Here is a 17,254-nt window from a genome sequence, read left to right on the forward strand (position 1 = left end):
CAGAGTTTGCGATCAGGGGTTGCAAAATTTTGCAAACCCCGCGGCGTAATGCTTTTCGGGCGGGTGCGGTTGCGAGGGATTGCAAACTTGCAAAGTCGGCGCGCGGGGTCTGTGCCGCGCGCGCCGGGAATCACCTAGCTGTAAAGCGAGACCGGTGTTCCGGCCAATGCGGACATGTTCAACAGCCCGCGCGCTGTAATCGACGGTGTGACGATATGGGCGCGATTGCCCATACCCATCAGGATCGGGCCGACTTCAAGGCCGCCTGCCTTCAATTTGAGGATGTTTCGCACACCGGATGCTGCGTCGGTGTTGGCGAAAATCAGCACGTTGGCCGGGCCTTGAAAGCGGGCGTTGGGCATGATGCGCTCGCGCAGGTCGGGGTCGAGGGCAGAGTCCGCGTGCATTTCGCCTTCGTATTCGAAGTTGCGGGGTTCGCTGTCGAGAATGTCGATCGCCGCGCGCATTCGACGCCCGGTTTCACAGTCAAGGTTGCCGAACTGGCTGTGCGAGCACAGCGCGATTTTCGGCGCAAGGCCGAAGCGTCGGACGTGGCGCGCGGCAGCGATCACGACTTCGGCGATCTGGTGCGGCGACGGTTCGGGGTGAACCTGAGTGTCGGCCACGAACATCGGGCCGTCTTCGAGGATCATCAGGCTGAGCGCGCCGACCGGGTGCAGGCCATCTGTCGCGAGGATCTGCGTGATGTAGTTCAGATGCCAGAGATACTGGCCGAAGGTACCGCAGATCAGGCTGTCGGCTTCGCCGCGATGCACCATGACTGCGCCGATGGCGGTGGTATTGGTGCGCATGACGGCACGGGCCAGATCGGGCGTGACGCCGTTGCGGTCCATCAGGCTGTGATAGGTCTGCCAATAGTCGCGGTAGCGGGGGTCGTTTTCGGGGTTCACGACGTCGAAGTCGACGCCAGCGTGAATCGCTAGGCCTGCGCGTTCGATGCGGGCTTCGATCACGTCCGGGCGTCCGATGAGCACCGGTTTGTCGGTGGTCGATTCAAGCATGGCGTTGGCAGCACGAAGGACACGCTCGTCCTCGCCTTCCGCAAAGACAATCTTGCGCTGAGCGGTTGCAGCGGCTTCGAACACCGGGCGCATCAGCAGCGCGGATTTGAAGACCGACCCGTCGAGCTTGGCCTTGTATGCCTTCATGTCTTCGAGCGGACGTTCGGCCACGCCGGTTTCCATCGCGGCCCCGGCGACGGCGCTGGCAACGACGCCCATGAGTCGCGGGTCGAAGGGTTTCGGGATCAGGTAATCAGCGCCGAAAGTCAGTTGCTCGCCCTGATAGGCGGCGGCGGCTTCGGCGCTGGTTGTGGCGCGCGCAAGGGCTGCGATGCCCTCGACGCAGGCGATTTTCATCTCGTCGTTGATTGTTGTCGCACCAACATCCAGCGCGCCTCGGAAAATGAAGGGGAAGCACAGGACGTTATTGACCTGATTGGGGAAATCCGAGCGACCCGTCGCGATGATCGCATCGGGAACGACTTCGCGGGCGAGGTCTGGCATGATCTCGGGTGTTGGGTTGGCGAGGGCGAAGATGATGGGGCGCTTGGCCATTTTCTTGACCATATCCGGCTTGAGAACGCCGGGGCCGGAGAGGCCGAGGAATAGGTCCGCGCCATCTATGACATCGTCCAGTGTACGCGGGCCGCCGGGTTGGGCATAGGCGGCCTTTTGCGGTGTCATGTCCTTTTCGCGTCCCTCGTGGACGAGGCCTTCGATATCGACAAGGAAGACATTCTGGCGCTGAACGCCAAGTTTCAGCAACATGTTCAGGCACGCGATGCCTGCCGCGCCGCCGCCGGTCGAGACGATCTTGATGTCTTCGAAGGATTTTTTCGCAACGCGCAGCGCGTTGGTCGCTGCGGCGCCGACCACGATGGCTGTGCCGTGCTGGTCGTCGTGGAAAACGGGAATATTCATGCGCTGGCGGCAGATGTCTTCGACGATGAAGCAATCTGGGGCTTTGATGTCTTCGAGGTTTATCGCGCCGAACGTGGGTTCAAGCGCGCAAACGATATCGGCCAGCTTTTCAGGGTCGTTTTCGTTCAGTTCGATGTCGAAACAGTCGATATTGGCGAATTTCTTGAAGAGAACGGCTTTGCCTTCCATGACGGGCTTGGAAGCGAGGCCGCCAATGTTGCCGAGTCCCAGCACGGCAGATCCGTTGGTGACAACGGCGACAAGGTTGCCGCGCGAGGTGTAGTCGCGGGCGGTTTTCGGGTCGGCTTTGATTTCGAGGCAGGCTTCGGCCACGCCTGGAGAGTAGGCGAGGGCCAGATCGCGACCGTTTGCCAGCGGTTTGGTGGCGCGGATTTCAAGTTTTCCGGGCTTGGGGTTTGCGTGGTAATAGAGCGCTGCCTGTCTCAGCGCCTCCTGTTTTGGATCGCCCGTCATCCTGTCCCTCCCGATTTTGTTTAACGTTAAACTATTATTGAGCAGCGCTTAACCTGACCTTGATTCTTCGTCAAGGTGACAGGCTTGCGCGCAGGCTTTGTGAGAGGCAGTCTGGCGCATATTGGGTCAGGAGGGCAAGAATGGCCGAAATCCGTGCCGAAGTGCGGCTGCCGACGAATGAGCTGCGCGACGATATTCCCTTCTTCACAAAGGTATTGAAGATGCGGATGGACACGATCTATCCCGCGGATGATCCGACGGTGGCGGTGTTTTCGGGGCATGGATTGCGGATTCGGGTGGATGCGGATGCGACGGAAGCGCCGGGAACGCTTAGGATTCTGACCGAGGATCCGGATGGGTTTGCCGATGGAGCGCGCGCGCTTGTCGCGCCCAACGGCACCCGAATTGAGATCGACGCGCTGAACCCGCCGTTTGTCTTACCCGCAACGGAACATGCGTTTGTGGTGCGCAAACTGGCCGATCAGGCGCCTTGGGTCATTGGCCGCGCAGGCATGCATTATCGCGATTTGATCCCTTCGCGGCTGGGTGGATCGATCATTGCCAGTCACATTCGCATTCCTGACGGCGGCCCGGTGCCGGACATGGTGCATTATCACACGGTCGGGTTTCAGTTGATCTTTTGTTATCGGGGTTGGGTCGATCTGGTTTATGAGGACCAGGGCGAGCCGTTTCGGCTTTTTGCCGGAAATTGCGTGATCCAGCCGCCGGAAATTCGACATAGGGTGTTGTTTGCAAGTGATAATATCGAAGTGATCGAGATTGGCGTTCCGGCTGAGCATGTGACGACGATCGATCACGAGATGGAACTTCCGAACGCTGAGGTGAACCCGGAGCGGCTCTTTCAGGGGCAGCGATTTGTACATCACAAGGCGGAGGGTGCCGAGTGGCGGCCGTTTCGTTTGAAGGGATTTCAAAGCCGCGACACGACGATTGATGCGAATACCGGTGGCGTCGCTGGGGTTCATGTCGTGCGGCGTGGGGGGGGTGACCCCGAATGGACGCGCCACGAAGGCGATATTCTGTTCACCTTTGTGATGGAGGGTGCGATGACCCTGGAGGGCGAGGGGAAAGAGCCGTTTCGTTTGTCTCCCGGGGATGCCTTCGTGATCCCGCCGGGGATGGCGACGCGATACGCCGAGCCAAGCGACGATATCGAATTGCTGGAAGTCGCTCTGCCGGGTGCCTTTACGACAATTTCGGGCTGAGCACCCTTGCGCTTGAGGGCGGCGAGGTTCACCCTTGGGGAAAGTCCGAGGGAGAGTGTCAGATGAGCCTGATCGACGATGCCGCCGCCGTGCGATTGAATGCTTATGCGCCATATTCGAAGTTCAAGGTCGGGGCCGCGCTGAAGAGTTCGTCGGGTGCGGTTCATGTGGGCTGCAATGTCGAGAATGTGGCTTATCCCGAGGGCACCTGCGCCGAAGCGGGGGCGCTTGCCGCAATGATCGCCGCCGGAGACACTGGGTTTGTCGAGATCGCGGTGATTGCCGACAGCCCGTCGCCTGTTCCGCCTTGTGGCGGGTGCCGTCAGAAACTGGCAGAATTTGCTGACGCGGGTGCGCGGATCACAATGGCGACGACGGACGGCGTGACGCAGGAAATGGCGGTGGCGGACCTTTTGCCGGGCGCGTTTGATGCGGGCCACATGGAGTCGGTCTGAGCCATGGATGCACGTCGTGTCATAGCCAAACTCCGTGATCGGGAAGAGCCTTCGCAGGCCGAACTGAGCTGGTTCGCGAGGGGGTTGGCCTCGGGCGGAGTTACGGATGCGCAAGCCGGAGCCTTTGCGATGGCAGCTTGTTTGAACGGTTTGTCCGAGGAGGCGCGTGTGGCGTTGACGTTGGCGATGCGCGATTCGGGCGATGTGCTGACCTGGGACTTGCCCGGGGCGGTGATCGACAAGCACTCGACCGGTGGTATTGGGGACTGCACGTCGCTGTTGCTGGCGCCTATGCTGGCGGCGGCGGGGGCTTATGTGCCGATGATTTCAGGGCGGGGTCTGGGCCACACGGGCGGCACGCTTGACAAGCTGGAAGCTATTCCCGGCGTGGTCACGGATGTGGATGAGGCGAGGTTTCGCGCGATCACGCGCGATATTGGTTGCGCGATTGTCTCGGCGGCATCGGACATGGCTCCGGCGGATAAGCGGCTCTACGCGGTGCGCGATGTCACGTCGACGGTTGAGAGCGTTGATCTGATCACGGCGTCGATCTTGTCGAAGAAGCTGGCGGCAGGGTTGGAGGCGTTGATTTTGGACGTCAAGACAGGTTCGGGCGCGTTCATGGTGAGCCTTGAGGACTCGACCGCGCTGGCGGAGTCTTTGGTGAAAACGGCTAATGGGGCGGGGTGCAAAACCGCCGCTTTGATCACGGACATGGATCAGCCCCTGGCCCCGGCGGCGGGCAACGCGCTGGAAGTTGCGGTGATCATGGAGGCATTGACCGCGCCGAAGAACTCACGCCTGATCGAGGTGACTTTGGCGCTTGGGGCCGAGTTGCTGGTCTTGGCCGGGATCGAGAATGATCCGGAGAAGGCCGCGGTAAAACTGAGCGAAACGCTTACCAATGGTAAAGCCGTCGAGATTTTCGACCGTATGATCGCCGAACTGGGCGGGCCCAAGGATTTCAGCGGCGATTGGCAGCGACGCTTGCCGGAAGCCAATGTGATCCGCGAGATTGCGGCTCCGGAGGCGGGCGTCGTCGCCGGGCTGGATGGTCGCGGTATTGGCATGGGCGTGGTTCACATGGGCGGCGGGCGGCTGAAGGGGGGCGAGCGTATTGATCCTTCGGTTGGATATTCCGAGATTGTCGAATTGGGCGAGAAGGTCGTGAAGGGCCAACCGTTGGCGCGGCTTCATGCCCGCAGCGAGCGATCGGCGCAGGCGGCGGAAAAGGCGTTTTTGGAGGCCGTGACCATTGGTGACGCGGCCAGTCCCGGGCCCTTGATCGTGGCGAAGGTGGGCTGATGGCGCGGGCGTTTTTGATTGTGCTGGATAGTGTCGGGATTGGTGGCGCGCTGGATGCGGATCGCTTTTTCAATGGGGATGTGCCGGATACCGGAGCGAACACACTGGCCCATATTGCGCAGGTTTGTGCGGCGGGTGGGGCTGAAAACGGGCGGTCCGGGCCATTGAGGGTGCCGAACCTTGCGCGGCTTGGATTGGGTGAAGCTGTAATGTTGGCGTCGGGCGATAAGGCGCCAGGACTTGAGGCCGAGGTTTCGGGGCTTTGGGGAGCAGCGAGCGAGGTGTCACCGGGCAAGGATACGCCATCCGGTCATTGGGAATTGGCGGGCGTGCCGGTGCCTTGGGATTGGACGTATTTCCCGGATGCGGAACCGGCATTTCCGGCGGACCTGTCGGCACAGGCCGCGCGTCTGGCGGGGACGGACGGGATTCTGGGCAATTGCCATGCTTCGGGGACAGAGATTATCGCGCGACTTGGCGAGGAGCATATCCGCTCGGGTTGGCCGATTTGTTATACATCCGCCGATAGTGTTTTTCAGATCGCCGCGCACGAGGAGCATTTTGGCCTTGAGCGTTTGCTGGAGTTGTGTCGCAGGCTTGCGCCGATGTTGCACGAGATGAAGGTCGGGCGAGTGATTGCGCGGCCCTTTGTGGGCACGCCGGGCGCATTCGAGCGGACCGGGAACCGCAAGGATTTCGCGATTGCTCCGCCCTCGCCAACGCTGTGTGACTGGGTTCAGGGCGCGGGGCGTCGGGTCTATGCCGTTGGGAAGATCGGAGATATCTTCTCGATGCAGGGGATCGATGAGGTGCGCAAGGGCAAGGACGCCGACTTGATGGAGCATCTGTTGGATGTGTTGGGCGAGGCTGAGGACGGCGCGTTCACCTTTGCCAATTTTGTGGAATTCGACAGTCTTTACGGACATCGCCGCGACGTGTCCGGCTATGCGCGGGCACTGGAATGGTTTGACGCTGAAATGCCCCGGATCGAGGCTGCGATGCGGCCCGGAGATCTGGTTTTGCTTACGGCCGATCATGGCAACGATCCGACATGGACCGGCACGGATCATACGCGCGAGCGTGTGCCGGTACTTGGGGTGGGGCTTGGTGAAAAGTCGATCGGGCATGTCGCGTTTGTCGATGTCGCGGCCTCGATTGCGGTGCATCTTGGGGTGCCTTCGCAGGGGCCCGGAAGGAGTTTTCTGTGACGGTTTCAGATATGGCGAAGGTCGAATTGCACCTTCATCACGAAGGGGCTGCGCCGCCGGCGTTCATTCGCGGGCTGGCTGCGGAAAAGAAGGTGGACCTGTCGGGAATTTTCAACGAGCACGGTGGGTATCACTATAAGGATTTCTGGGACTTTCTGAAGGTTTATGAAGCCGCCACGAGCGTGCTGCAGACGCCGGAGGATTATGCCCGCCTGACGACGGCGGTGCTGGAGGAAAGCGCGGCTGCGGGTGTGGTTTATTCGGAGACTTTTCTGTCGCCTGATTTCTGTGGTGACCGCGATGTCGGGGCGTGGCGCGAGTATCTTGCGGCCATTCGCGAGGCAGCGGATGCGGCGGAAGCCGAGCACGGGATTGTCTTGCGCGGCATTGTCACCTGCATCCGGCATTTCGGGCCTCAAAAGGCGCGCGAGACAGCGGCATGTGCGGCTGAAACGGCAGGCGACTGGATTGTTGGTTTCGGGATCGCGGGCGATGAGAATGCGGGCGCGTTGGAGGATTTCGTCTGGAGTTTTGATTGCACGCGCGAGGCGGGGCTGCGGTTGACGGCACATGCTGGCGAATGGGGTGGGCCTGAAAGCGTGCGCGATGCGTTGGATCATCTGCGTGTCGAGCGTATCGGGCATGGCGTGCGGGCGATTGAGGATCTTGCGTTGGTCGATCGTCTTGCGGAGGACGGTGTCGTGCTGGAGGTCTGTCCGGGCTCGAATGTGGTTCTAGGGGTCTATTCGGACTGGCGCGCGCACCCGATCCACCGGTTGCGTGAGCGGGGCGTGAAGGTGACGGTTTCGACCGATGATCCGCCCTTTTTCCACACCACGATGGTGAATGAATACAACCGGCTTGCAGATGCATTCGAGTGGGACGAGGGCGTGTTCGAAGATATCGCCCGCACAAGTGCTGAGGCCGCTTTTTGTGATGTGGCGACCAAAGACAAGATATTGAAAAGACTGGAGAGATCATGAGCGAGCATCTGACTGTGGTGAACCATCCGCTGGTTCAGCATAAGTTGAGCCTAATGCGCGACAAGGAAACATCGACGGCCGTTTTTCGCCAGCTTCTGCGCGAGATCAGCCACCTGCTGGCTTATGAGGTAACGCGCGGGTTGCCGATGACGACGCGCGCCATTGAGACGCCGCTGAAAGTCATGGATGCGCCGGTTCTGGATGGTCGGAAATTGGCCCTGGTGTCGATTTTGCGGGCGGGAAACGGGTTGCTGGATGGGATGTTGGATTTGATCCCGTCCGCGCGCGTGGGGTTTGTCGGGCTTTACCGCGATGAAGAAACGCTGAAGCCTGTACAGTATTACTGCAAGTTGCCGGGCGAGTTGTCGGATCGTTTGGTGATCGCGGTGGACCCCATGCTTGCGACGGGCAATTCCTCGGTCGCGGCGATTGATCTGATCAAGGAAAAGGGTGCGACCGATATCCGTTTTCTGTGCCTGCTGGCGGCTCCCGAAGGTGTGGCCCGCATGAAAGAGGCGCATCCGGATGTGCCGATCGTCACGGCGTCACTGGACGAAAAACTGAACGAACTTGGTTACATTGTGCCGGGGCTCGGAGACGCGGGTGACCGGATGTTTGGCACGAAGTAGGTCGGATCGCTCTTTACAGGGAGGCGCCTGCGCGCCATTTTGGCGACAACATCCTGTGGAAGGGGCAATTGATGCGCATATATCTTGGTGTTTCGGCGGCTATGATCCTGTCGGCTGCGGCGGCGGTTGCTGATCCGGCTGAATTGCCTCCTGAGGGGTACACCGGACGCGCCTATGTCGACAGCGCAGGGTGCGCATTTACCCGTGCAAGCCTGAACGATGCAACCTTATGGGTGGCGCGGCTGGACGCGAAACGTGTTCACATCTGCGACGAGGTGCCGACTTTTGCGGGCAATTCCACGCGCGTCCTGGTGACGTCGCCCGTATCTGTCTCAGTGGCTCAGGCTCCGGTTGTAAGCGTGACCAAACGCGTGCCTGCGGTGACAAGCTCTGTGCCAAACGGGCTGAAACCAGTCTGGACAGACGGGCGCCTGAATCCGAACCGGGGACCGCGCACGGCAGAAGGCGATGCGGCTATGGCGCGGGTCTGGTCCAACGATGTGCCGATGGAGCGCCGCGCGAACTAGCTCTCGCAAATCTGCTGCAATGCGATCCATTCGCTGTCGGTGAGCAACGGCGATGTCGGGATCTGCGCGCTGGTCGTTGTCAGGATATCCGAAGTCGCGGCAGGCGGCGTCGCTGCTGCGATGTAGTCGTCGGGTTTGACTTCGCTTTGGACGAACGCGGCTGCCAGCGCATTTGCGGGAAGCTGCGCGGGGTCGGCGGCGATGAGGCTTTCGGCGTGCGTGCGCAGGTCGTCTTCGTTCATATCGCCGGTGGTCAGCAAGCCAAGCGCAGCGGCAAGACCTGCGTCCCTAAGCAGGCGTTCGAACGGATCGGATGACCGTCGCCGCAGGTTTTCGGCCAGAAGGAAGCCAGCCAGAACGTCCACTGTCTCGAAATCCTCGACCAATTTGTGGCTGACAAGAATGGTGCCGCCGGGCAGGTGCTGGGTTGTTTCGAGCGCCGAGGGCAGAATGAGCACCTTCGGTGTGTTTTCGGGGAACAGGCGCCGCGTTAAGCGGTCGAGCGCGATGCGGGCGGCGGCGTCTTCGCAATGTGCGCCCGTGAGGCGTTCGACATCGGCCGCCAGACGCGTCCCGATGTTGTCGCGGGTTTCCTTGGGGATGATACTGGTGGCATAACGCGAAATCGCTCCGGGCAGCCAGAACACGACCAACAACAGGATTGCAAATGAGAGGCCACCTACGGCGAAGGTGCGCAATCGCCCTGGATGTCGGCCTTGTTTGCGCACCGCCCGCAGAACCTTTTCGACCGCGTCGATCATTTCGTCATCGGCGATTTCGAGCGTCTCGGAAGTGTCCTCGCCGGGGGCGTAGATGGCAGGGCGTGTCCCGGGATTCTGGCGACGAATGGCGGGAAGTGACCAATGCGTAAGAGCGACCTCGTTCAGGTCGGTCAGCGTCAGTGTCGCTTCGCCGATCGAGACAATGATATCGCGTCGCTGTGCGTCTTCGTCGGCACGCCAGACACCTTCGGATTCCAGTCGCTGATATTTTGCAAGCACTGTCACCTGCTCGACCGCCCCCGCGTTCCTTGTTTTGTTGCGGCGAGGTTAGCCGATCCAGCAGGGCGGAACAATCTGAACGAAAGGGGGTGATCTGACGCGGCGTTCCCCCGTGACAGTGAGCAAAGCTTGGGTCAGTGTCGGGCGAATTACGAAAAAGGGCCGCACCATGACTGAGTATCCTCATCTTTTCCAGCCGCTTGATCTTGGGCATGTGACGTTGCCGAACCGTGTGTTGATGGGATCGATGCACACGGGACTGGAAGAGATCGGCGATTTCGATCGCGTGGCGGCGTTTTATGGTGCTCGCGCACGTGGCGGGGTCGGGCTGATCGTTACGGGGGGCATGTCTCCCAACCGCGAAGGGGGGGTGTTGCCGGGGGCTGCAGGGCTGTTCAAGCCCGAGGATATCACCAACCATCGCAAAGTGACGGACCGCGTACACGACGAGGGCGGGCGCATTGCGATGCAGATCCTCCATGCGGGTCGCTATGCTTACAGTCCCGAATGTGTAGCGCCGTCGGCGGTCAAATCCCCGATTTCTCCGTTTGCGCCCAAAGAACTCGATGAGGCGGGGATCGAAAAACAGATCGCGGACATCACAACGGCGGCGTTGCGTGCGCGTGAGGCGGGCTATGACGGTGTCGAGATCATGGGGTCCGAGGGATATTTCCTGAACCAGTTTCTGGTCACGCACACCAATCGTCGGACGGATCGCTGGGGTGGGTCTTATGAGAACAGGATGCGCCTTCCGGTCGAAGTCGTTCGCCGAGTCAGGGCCGCAATGGGTGACGATTTCATCGTGATCTATCGCTTGTCGATGATTGATCTGGTGCCGAACGGGTCGACCTGGGATGAGGTCGTGACATTAGCCAAAGCCATCGAAGCTGCGGGGGCGTCAATCCTGAACACCGGCATCGGCTGGCATGAGGCGCGCATTCCGACGATTGCAACGTCGGTGCCGCGTCGTGCGTTTACGTGGGTGACCCGGAAACTGATGGGTGACGTGTCGATCCCGGTAATCACTTCGAACCGGATCAATACACCCGAGGTCGCTGAAAGCGTATTGGCCGATGGCTGCGCGGATATGGTGTCGATGGCGCGCCCCTTTTTGGCGGACCCGGAATTTGTCGCCAAGGCCAAGGCGGGGCGGTCGGCCACGATTGCGCCGTGCATTGCCTGCAATCAGGCCTGTCTGGATCACACGTTTGAAATGAAGGTCGCCTCGTGTTTGGTGAACCCTCAGGCGGCGCATGAGACCGAGCTTGTCTATGCGCCGACCGATGCGCCAAAGAAGATCGCCGTGGTCGGGGCTGGTCCTGCCGGTCTGTCGGCGGCTCTGGTTGCTGCCGAACGCGGGCACGCAGTAACGCTTTTTGACCGAGCCCCCGAAATTGGTGGCCAACTCAACATGGCGAAGAAAGTGCCGGGCAAGGAGGAGTTCTATGGCCTGATTGACTGGTATCGCACGATGCTGGTTGAGCATGGCGTGACTGTGCAACTGGGTGTTGAAGCGAATGCGCCGCTGCTTTCCGGATTTGATCATGTTGTTGTTGCGACCGGTGTCGTGCCGCGCGATCCGGGGATTCCGGTTTCTGGAGATGTTCGGGTCGTAAGTTATGTCGACATTCTGAAAGAACGCGTGACTGCGGGCAAACGGGTGGCGGTTGTCGGTGCAGGAGGCATCGGCTTTGATGTGGCCGAGTATCTGACGCATGACGGCGTTAGCCCGGCGGAAAACCTTGAACTTTGGAAAGAAGAATGGGGTGTGGCAGACCCTGCCGAGCATCGCGGCGGCTTGGCGCCGAAAAGTGGAGCGTCAACCGGGTCGCCTCGTGAGGTGGTCTTGTTGCAACGCAAAGCCGAACGGCCCGGCAAACGGCTTGGCAAGACGACGGGCTGGATTCATCGCGCAAGTCTGATGGCCAAGGGCGTGAAAATGATGGGCGGGGTTGAATATGTGGGCATCGACGCTGCCGGATTGCATATCAACACTTCGGACGGTCCAAGCGTGATCACCTGCGATACGTTGGTCCTTTGCGCCGGTCAGGAGTCGGATAGATCGCTTGCTGACGTGCTTGAAGGACAAGGTTCGGTCGTTCACGTGATCGGCGGCGCAGACGTGGCAGCGGAATTAGACGCAAAACGGGCGATAGATCAGGGCGCGCGGCTTGCGGCGTCACTCTAGGGTTAATCCTATGAAAATAAATGATATTATTATGATTCAGGGTTCGCCGCGTCGTTTCCCATCGCAAAACGATCCCGACAATACCGGGAAATTGTCGGGGACTTTCCCCATTCTCGCCCGATTTCGGCATCACTGAGGACTTTGCCGGGGGGCACAAAAGAACAAGGGTAAAGCTCCTAATGGACCGACTGACCGAAATGGAGGCGTTTGCGACCGTCGTAGATCAGGGCGGGTTTACAGACGCTGCCAAGAAAATGGGTATCTCGAAATCAGCCGTGTCCAAACACGTCTCGTCTCTTGAAGCCCGGCTTGGCGCGCGCCTTTTGAACCGCACAACGCGTCGGGTCTCCCCGACGGAGATTGGCCTTGCATATTACGACCGCGCTCGCCGAGTACTGAATGACGCGGGTGAAGCAGACGCGCTTGTAACCTCGATGCAATCTGCACCGTCCGGCCTTCTGCGGATTTCCGTCGCCACCGACTTTGGTGTGAACCATCTATCACCGGTGCTTGGGGACTTCCTGCAGGAGTTCAGCGACATCACCGTGAACATGGTGCTGAACAACCGCTATGTGGAGCTGATCTCGGAAGGGTTCGACCTTGCGATCCGCATCGGCGAACTGGAAGACAGCACGCTGCGCGCCCGTAAGCTTTGCGAGACAAACCGCCGGATGATCGCGTCCCCGGAGTATTTCTCGAAATACGGTCGCCCGCAGAAGATCGACGACCTGAACGAGCACAAGCTTCTGCATTATTCGAACAATTCCAGCGGCAACGTCTGGAAGCTGACCGCGCCTTCGGGTGAAAAGCGTCAGGTTCGCACGGCAGGCTGGTTGACCGTCAACGATGGACAGTCGCTCTTGAACGCGGCTATCGCCGGTCTGGGCATCGCCTATCTGCCTTCGTTCCTTTATGCGGATGCAATGCAGCAGGGTCTGGTCGAGGAAGCCATTCCGGAGCTTCCGGTCGAAACCCAAGGCATTTACGCCGTGTATCCTCCGGGCCGCTTTACTCAGCCCAAGGTGCGCGCGTTCATTGATTTTCTTGTCCATTCCTTCGCCGAGAAGGGCCCGGACAGCTGGTAACACCCTCTAGTGACGAGTGTTCCCTCAGTATAGTTTGACTCGGGCGCCTAGGTGGCGCCCGTTTTTTTTGGCGCTTAGTCCGACAAAAGGATGACTTCCACGCGGCGGTTCTGCGCGCGACCCTCATCGGTAAGGTTTGACGCAATCGGAGCCAGATAGCCCACGCCGTCGGCTTGCATTTGCGCGGGATTGACGCCGTACTCTGCCGCAAGATGCGCGACGACGCTTTCCGCCCGCCGTTTGGACAAAGCGGTGTTGCTGGTGAGGTTTCCAACGGCGTCTGTATGCCCGACAATGGCGACACTTGCGCCTGGATTGGACAAGAGCCATGCGGCAAGGTCGCTCAGGCTTTGGTAGGTGCCTTCACCGAGGTCCGACGCACCCGAGCCGAAGTCCAGATCGTCGAGAATGGCATGACCCATCATTTCAAGCGTCGCGGGCAGCGACCCCGTTGCGGTCGGGTCTTGTGCGGGACGGCTGAAGGGCGCGTCGGTGGGGGGCAGGCTTGTCGCGAAAACCTCGGTGATATGGATGTAACCCGCTTGCGCATCTCGGGAGACAACAAGGGATATCTGACGGGCGGATTGCAGGTTCTCAGTGTCGTTTTGCATCAGCAGGTAGCGAAAGTCGCCAAGGTCCACGTGCATTTCGGGTTCGCCGAGAAGGTCCAGCTGGAAGCGGAAATCAAAGCCGCCACAGATCACGGCTTGGCAGGAAAAGACCTCGACATAACCAGCTTCGCGCATAGCCTCGCGCAATGGGACAAGGAGTTGCAGGGTTGTCTGACCGCCCCCGCCAACGCGCAAGGTGCGTCTGCGGATGGCGCCTTCGACAACGTCAGGAGCCACATCACGGGACCACGCGGCCGTAGGTAGCCGGACTGTGGTTGCGGGCGATACTTCGCGCCGTGTCTCGACGCTTCCGGGCACGGACAGGTCCAGGGCCGCAAGCGGAGTGGCGGAGAGAAGAACGGCGAAAAAGGCGTTACGGATCATGATTTTGCCTTTGGAGCACGCCGGTAATGATACGCGCCGACTTCAGTCATTCCAAGCCCGCGATATAAAGCGTTCGCAGGCACATTGGCGCGCGTGACCATAAGTGAAAGCCATGCCGCTCCGTTTGCGGTGGCCCAGTGCGCGGCGGCATTCATCAGACGCGTTCCAAACCCGAGGCGACGTCCTGAAGGCGCGACTTCAAGCGCATGCAGCATTGCAATGCGGTTGTAGATCGCGACGAAAGCGACACCTGAACAGGTTGCGCCATCTTTCAATACAAGCGCGGTTTTCGCCCCACCGGCGCGCGCCATGACCGCGATCCGGGCCGGACCAATACCTCCGCCGGCCCAAAGATCGAGAGCGTCGGCGTCTGGCGGCCAGTCCGACCGGACTTCCGCGTCAGTTACCGCGAGGGCGTCCCGCGTGAGCGGCTTGAGGTAGATCGCAACCGGGTCAACGATTTCGTAGGTGCGGGCTTCAAGCCAGTCATCAAGCGCGTCCTCTCCGGGTTTGAGCATGAAGAGGGGATGCTGATCTAGCACACGCATTCCCGCCTCGGCGGATGCGATGTCACTTTCGCAGACCTCGGCCATGGCCGTTGCTGCTGACACACGCTGCCCGCCTCCGGCGCCTTCGCGCAATAGCCAGGGCGAGTGATTGATAAAGCGTGCCGGGGGCCATGTTGCGTCGAGGGCAAGAAACAGCTCGTGCGTCGAGGGCGTCGTCATTTCACCGCATCTGCAAATACGGCGATTAGCGCGCGTGTCGCTGTGTCAACGGTTGACTTGTCCGCGCCTCGAATGACAATATTTGAGCCGAAAACTCCATTTTTTATATAGGGATACGAGCCGAAGCTAAGGTCGGAAAATCTGGCTGCCAAATCCGTAAGCGGTCCTGCGATATCGCCCTCGCCGCGTTCTATACGGGTCGAGGTCGACACAAGCGGCGCGCCGCCTTTCAGCGTCGGCAGTACCGAGGCGACCATGGCCTGAAAGACCGAAGGGACGCCTGCCATCACATAGACGTTTTCGATCCGGAACCCCGGTGCGACGGACACCGGGTTGTCGATCAAGGCGGCTCCGTCCGGGATGCGGGCCATGCGGAGTCGCGCAGCGTTGAGGGTTGTGCCCTGCCGGTCGTAGTGCGCTTGAAGCAAGGCGCGGGCATCGTCGCGTATGTCGATAGGTGCGTCGAAGGCTGCCGCGATGCAATCGGCGGTGATATCGTCATGTGTGGGCCCGATGCCGCCGGACGTGAAGACATGGGTGTAAGCCTTTGAAAGGGCGCGCGTTGCCGCGATGATGGCATCTCGGTCGTCGGACACGACGCGGACTTCTTTAAGGTCGATTCCCGCTTCGGTCAGCTGCCCTGCGAGATGGTGCATGTTCGCGTCGCGGGTGCGTCCTGACAGAATTTCATCGCCAATGACCAGCATTGCAGCCGTTGGATTTGCCATCTCTTGGGGTCCTTGTCCCTTTGCTTTTGTCGGTATAGGCCGCTGAACATGCGGTTTCCAAGCCCTCTTGTGCCTGCGCGACTTGTGCGACGCTATAAACGCTTTCTGGCTGATGTTGAGCTTGAAGGAACGGGGGAGCTGACGGTTGCGCATTGCCCGAACCCCGGCGCGATGCTGGGACTTGCGGAACCGGGAACTCGGGTCTGGCTTGAGCCGAATGATGATCCAAGGAAGAAGCTGAAGTTCGGTTGGCGTTTGGTTGAACTGCCGGGGGGTCATCTGGCGGGGATCGATACCGGCGTGCCGAACCGTGTTGTCAGCGAGGCACTTGCGGCGGGCGCCATTTCCGAGTTGGCGGCCTGGGACAATGTGCGCCCGGAAGTCCGGTATGCCGAAAAAAGCAGGATCGATTTTCTGCTGAGTGGTGCGGGCAAGCCTGACGTGTATGTCGAAGTGAAGAACGTTCATCTTCGAAGAGAAAGCGATCTTGCCGAGTTTCCCGACTGCGTGACGGCGCGCGGCGCGCGTCATCTGGATGATCTGGCCGCTATGGTTGGCGAGGGTCATCGCGCTGTGATGGTCTATCTAGTGCAACGCACAGACTGTGGCCGTTTCGACCTGGCTCGTGATCTTGATCCTGCTTACGGCGCCGCTTTTGATCGTGCGCGAAAGGCGGGTGTCGAGGCGATTTGTTATGGCACGGAAATCACGCGCGGGGGCGTTGAGATCGGCGCGCCGATCCCGCTGATGGTGTGACGCAATGCCCGAGGTGGCTAGCGAAATCCGTGTAAACCTCCTATATCGACCTGAAACCACATGGGAATTGAGACTTTGGACGACCGCAGGCAGGGCCGGATGACGAAAGACGGCATCCGTATTTACGACCAGGACGATTTTGCAGGTATGCATCGGGCGGGCGCGTTGGCGGCCCGTATTCTTGACGATATCGCACCGCTTGTCGTGCCGGGAGCAACCACCGGTGAAATCGATGATGCCATTACGCGCATGGTCGAAGAGGCCGGAGCGACGTCCGCAACCATTGGGTACAAAGGCTATCAGCACGCCAGTTGCATCAGTGTGAACCACGTGGTCTGCCATGGCATACCGGGCGAGAAACGTTTGAAAGACGGCGATATTCTGAACGTCGACGTGACTGTGATCGTTGACGGATGGTTCGGTGATACAAGTCGCATGTTCGCGGCAGGTGGATTGTCACGCAAGGCCGAGCGGCTGATTCAGGTGACCCATGACGCTTTGTTCAAGGGTATCGAGGCGGTTAAGCCGGGCAATACCTTCGGTGATATCGGCCATGCCATTCAGGCTTATGTCGAAGCACACCGCATGTCAGTGGTTCGCGATTTTTGCGGACATGGGCTGGGGCGTGTGTTTCATGCGCCGCCAAATGTCTTGCACTATGGCCGACCAGGAACGGGCGCGGAGCTTGAGCCGGGCATGTTCTTCACGATCGAACCCATGGTCAACCTTGGCCGCCCCGAAACCAAGGTTTTGTCCGATGACTGGACGGCCGTGACCCGTGACAAATCACTCTCTGCTCAGTTCGAGCATTCGGTGGGCGTGACGGAAGACGGTGTCGAGATTTTCACGTTGTCGCCTGCGGGCAAGTTTCACCCTACCTGGGGCTAGGCCGGTTGCTTTGAATGATCTGCACGTCCTTGAGGATGCACGGCGCATGCCATGATCGGGTGCCACATCAATCGCTTTTTCGGCGCGTTATACTGGTTTGGTGCAACCGAGCCGGGGTCCGGGCGCCTTCATGCG

Annotated in this window: 16 protein-coding genes; 11 read left to right on the top strand and 5 right to left on the bottom strand. The window is 60.1% G+C overall.

The features are described 5' to 3' along the window. Positions 1-134: 134 nt before the first annotated feature. Positions 135-2,417, bottom strand: coding sequence for an NADP-dependent malic enzyme (locus BOA8489_RS08295; protein ID WP_093973539.1), 2,283 nt, complete (start codon positions 2,415-2,417; stop codon positions 135-137). 140 nt (positions 2,418-2,557) lie between these two features. Between BOA8489_RS08295 and BOA8489_RS08300 the strand changes: the two genes are divergently transcribed. The 7 genes from BOA8489_RS08300 (at position 2,558) to BOA8489_RS08330 (ending at position 8,750) form a co-directional block, all read left to right on the top strand. Further along, positions 2,558-3,643, top strand: a complete 1,086-nt coding sequence (locus BOA8489_RS08300; RefSeq protein WP_093973540.1) for a cupin domain-containing protein — start codon at positions 2,558-2,560, stop codon at positions 3,641-3,643. A gap of 62 nt (positions 3,644-3,705) precedes the next feature. After that, positions 3,706-4,098, top strand: coding sequence for a cytidine deaminase (locus BOA8489_RS08305; protein ID WP_093973541.1), 393 nt, complete (start codon positions 3,706-3,708; stop codon positions 4,096-4,098). A gap of 3 nt (positions 4,099-4,101) precedes the next feature. Continuing rightward, the gene (locus tag BOA8489_RS08310; protein WP_093973542.1) at positions 4,102-5,403 is read left to right on the top strand and encodes a thymidine phosphorylase; all 1,302 of its coding nucleotides are present in this window, start codon (positions 4,102-4,104) and stop codon (positions 5,401-5,403) included. After that, positions 5,403-6,611 carry a phosphopentomutase gene (locus BOA8489_RS08315; protein ID WP_093973543.1) on the top strand — a complete coding sequence of 403 codons (1,209 nt, stop codon included), beginning with the start codon at positions 5,403-5,405 and terminating at the stop codon, positions 6,609-6,611. The genes BOA8489_RS08310 and BOA8489_RS08315 overlap by 1 nt, the downstream gene beginning before the upstream one ends. Positions 6,612-6,622: 11 nt before the next feature. Continuing rightward, positions 6,623-7,594, top strand: a complete 972-nt coding sequence (locus BOA8489_RS08320; RefSeq protein ID WP_093973600.1) for an adenosine deaminase — start codon at positions 6,623-6,625, stop codon at positions 7,592-7,594. Further along, positions 7,591-8,223, top strand: coding sequence for a uracil phosphoribosyltransferase (gene upp / locus BOA8489_RS08325; RefSeq protein ID WP_093973544.1), 633 nt, complete (start codon positions 7,591-7,593; stop codon positions 8,221-8,223). Before BOA8489_RS08320 ends, upp begins: the two co-directional genes overlap by 4 nt. A 71-nt stretch (positions 8,224-8,294) precedes the next feature. Beyond that, positions 8,295-8,750 (top strand): hypothetical protein, encoded by a 456-nt coding sequence (locus tag BOA8489_RS08330; RefSeq protein WP_093973545.1) that lies wholly within the window; start codon positions 8,295-8,297, stop codon positions 8,748-8,750. Here the strand turns inward: BOA8489_RS08330 and BOA8489_RS08335 are convergent. Further along, entirely contained in the window at positions 8,747-9,757 is a 1,011-nt protein-coding gene (locus BOA8489_RS08335; RefSeq protein WP_141138261.1) for a hypothetical protein, read from the bottom strand. The two genes, BOA8489_RS08330 and BOA8489_RS08335, sit on opposite strands and share 4 nt — an antisense overlap. A 163-nt stretch (positions 9,758-9,920) precedes the next feature. On the opposite strand from BOA8489_RS08335, the gene BOA8489_RS08340 reads away from it, so the two are divergent. Further along, positions 9,921-11,939, top strand: coding sequence for an NADPH-dependent 2,4-dienoyl-CoA reductase (locus BOA8489_RS08340; RefSeq protein ID WP_093973547.1), 2,019 nt, complete (start codon positions 9,921-9,923; stop codon positions 11,937-11,939). A 179-nt stretch (positions 11,940-12,118) separates the two neighbouring features. Beyond that, a complete protein-coding gene (locus BOA8489_RS08345; protein ID WP_093973548.1) occupies positions 12,119-13,024 on the top strand; it encodes a LysR family transcriptional regulator in 906 nt (301 codons plus the stop codon). 74 nt (positions 13,025-13,098) lie between these two features. On the opposite strand, the gene BOA8489_RS08350 is transcribed toward BOA8489_RS08345, so the two are convergent. From BOA8489_RS08350 to BOA8489_RS08360, 3 genes are read right to left on the bottom strand one after another with little or no spacing between them, the layout of a single operon-like run. Then, complete coding sequence (locus BOA8489_RS08350) at positions 13,099-14,019, bottom strand: OmpA family protein (protein ID WP_093973549.1); 921 nt, start codon at positions 14,017-14,019, stop codon at positions 13,099-13,101. Then, on the bottom strand, positions 14,016-14,747 hold the full coding sequence (locus BOA8489_RS08355; protein WP_093973550.1) for a GNAT family N-acetyltransferase: 732 nt from the start codon (positions 14,745-14,747) through the stop codon (positions 14,016-14,018). The genes BOA8489_RS08350 and BOA8489_RS08355 overlap by 4 nt, the downstream gene beginning before the upstream one ends. Then, positions 14,744-15,475, bottom strand: coding sequence for a competence/damage-inducible protein A (locus tag BOA8489_RS08360; RefSeq protein ID WP_093973551.1), 732 nt, complete (start codon positions 15,473-15,475; stop codon positions 14,744-14,746). Before BOA8489_RS08360 ends, BOA8489_RS08355 begins: the two co-directional genes overlap by 4 nt. Before the next feature lie 48 nt (positions 15,476-15,523). Here BOA8489_RS08360 and sfsA point away from each other — a divergent pair, with 48 nt between their 5' ends. Both sfsA and map read left to right on the top strand, forming a co-directional pair. Then, positions 15,524-16,231: a DNA/RNA nuclease SfsA gene (gene sfsA, locus BOA8489_RS08365; protein ID WP_093973552.1), complete on the top strand. Its 708-nt coding sequence runs from the start codon at positions 15,524-15,526 to the stop codon at positions 16,229-16,231. Between the two features lie 60 nt (positions 16,232-16,291). Then, positions 16,292-17,119 carry a type I methionyl aminopeptidase gene (gene map, locus BOA8489_RS08370; protein ID WP_093973553.1) on the top strand — a complete coding sequence of 276 codons (828 nt, stop codon included), beginning with the start codon at positions 16,292-16,294 and terminating at the stop codon, positions 17,117-17,119. Positions 17,120-17,254 lie beyond the last annotated feature (135 nt).

Origin of the sequence: Boseongicola aestuarii, from assembly GCF_900184815.1 — a bacterium.
Taxonomy (GTDB): Bacteria; Pseudomonadota; Alphaproteobacteria; order Rhodobacterales; family Rhodobacteraceae; genus Boseongicola; species Boseongicola aestuarii.

Bases quoted from the DNA above. Each gene is read 5' to 3' on its own strand.
- BOA8489_RS08295 (WP_093973539.1), bottom strand. From the start codon at position 2,417: ATGACGGGCGATCCAAAACAGGAGGCGCTGAGACAGGCAGCGCTCTAT.
- BOA8489_RS08300 (WP_093973540.1), top strand. From the start codon at position 2,558: ATGGCCGAAATCCGTGCCGAAGTGCGGCTGCCGACGAATGAGCTGCGC.
- BOA8489_RS08305 (WP_093973541.1), top strand. From the start codon at position 3,706: ATGAGCCTGATCGACGATGCCGCCGCCGTGCGATTGAATGCTTATGCG.
- BOA8489_RS08310 (WP_093973542.1), top strand. From the start codon at position 4,102: ATGGATGCACGTCGTGTCATAGCCAAACTCCGTGATCGGGAAGAGCCT.
- BOA8489_RS08315 (WP_093973543.1), top strand. From the start codon at position 5,403: ATGGCGCGGGCGTTTTTGATTGTGCTGGATAGTGTCGGGATTGGTGGC.
- BOA8489_RS08320 (WP_093973600.1), top strand. From the start codon at position 6,623: ATGGCGAAGGTCGAATTGCACCTTCATCACGAAGGGGCTGCGCCGCCG.
- upp (WP_093973544.1), top strand. From the start codon at position 7,591: ATGAGCGAGCATCTGACTGTGGTGAACCATCCGCTGGTTCAGCATAAG.
- BOA8489_RS08330 (WP_093973545.1), top strand. From the start codon at position 8,295: ATGCGCATATATCTTGGTGTTTCGGCGGCTATGATCCTGTCGGCTGCG.
- BOA8489_RS08340 (WP_093973547.1), top strand. From the start codon at position 9,921: ATGACTGAGTATCCTCATCTTTTCCAGCCGCTTGATCTTGGGCATGTG.
- BOA8489_RS08345 (WP_093973548.1), top strand. From the start codon at position 12,119: ATGGACCGACTGACCGAAATGGAGGCGTTTGCGACCGTCGTAGATCAG.
- BOA8489_RS08350 (WP_093973549.1), bottom strand. From the start codon at position 14,019: ATGATCCGTAACGCCTTTTTCGCCGTTCTTCTCTCCGCCACTCCGCTT.
- BOA8489_RS08355 (WP_093973550.1), bottom strand. From the start codon at position 14,747: ATGACGACGCCCTCGACGCACGAGCTGTTTCTTGCCCTCGACGCAACA.
- BOA8489_RS08360 (WP_093973551.1), bottom strand. From the start codon at position 15,475: ATGGCAAATCCAACGGCTGCAATGCTGGTCATTGGCGATGAAATTCTG.
- sfsA (WP_093973552.1), top strand. From the start codon at position 15,524: ATGCGGTTTCCAAGCCCTCTTGTGCCTGCGCGACTTGTGCGACGCTAT.
- map (WP_093973553.1), top strand. From the start codon at position 16,292: ATGGGAATTGAGACTTTGGACGACCGCAGGCAGGGCCGGATGACGAAA.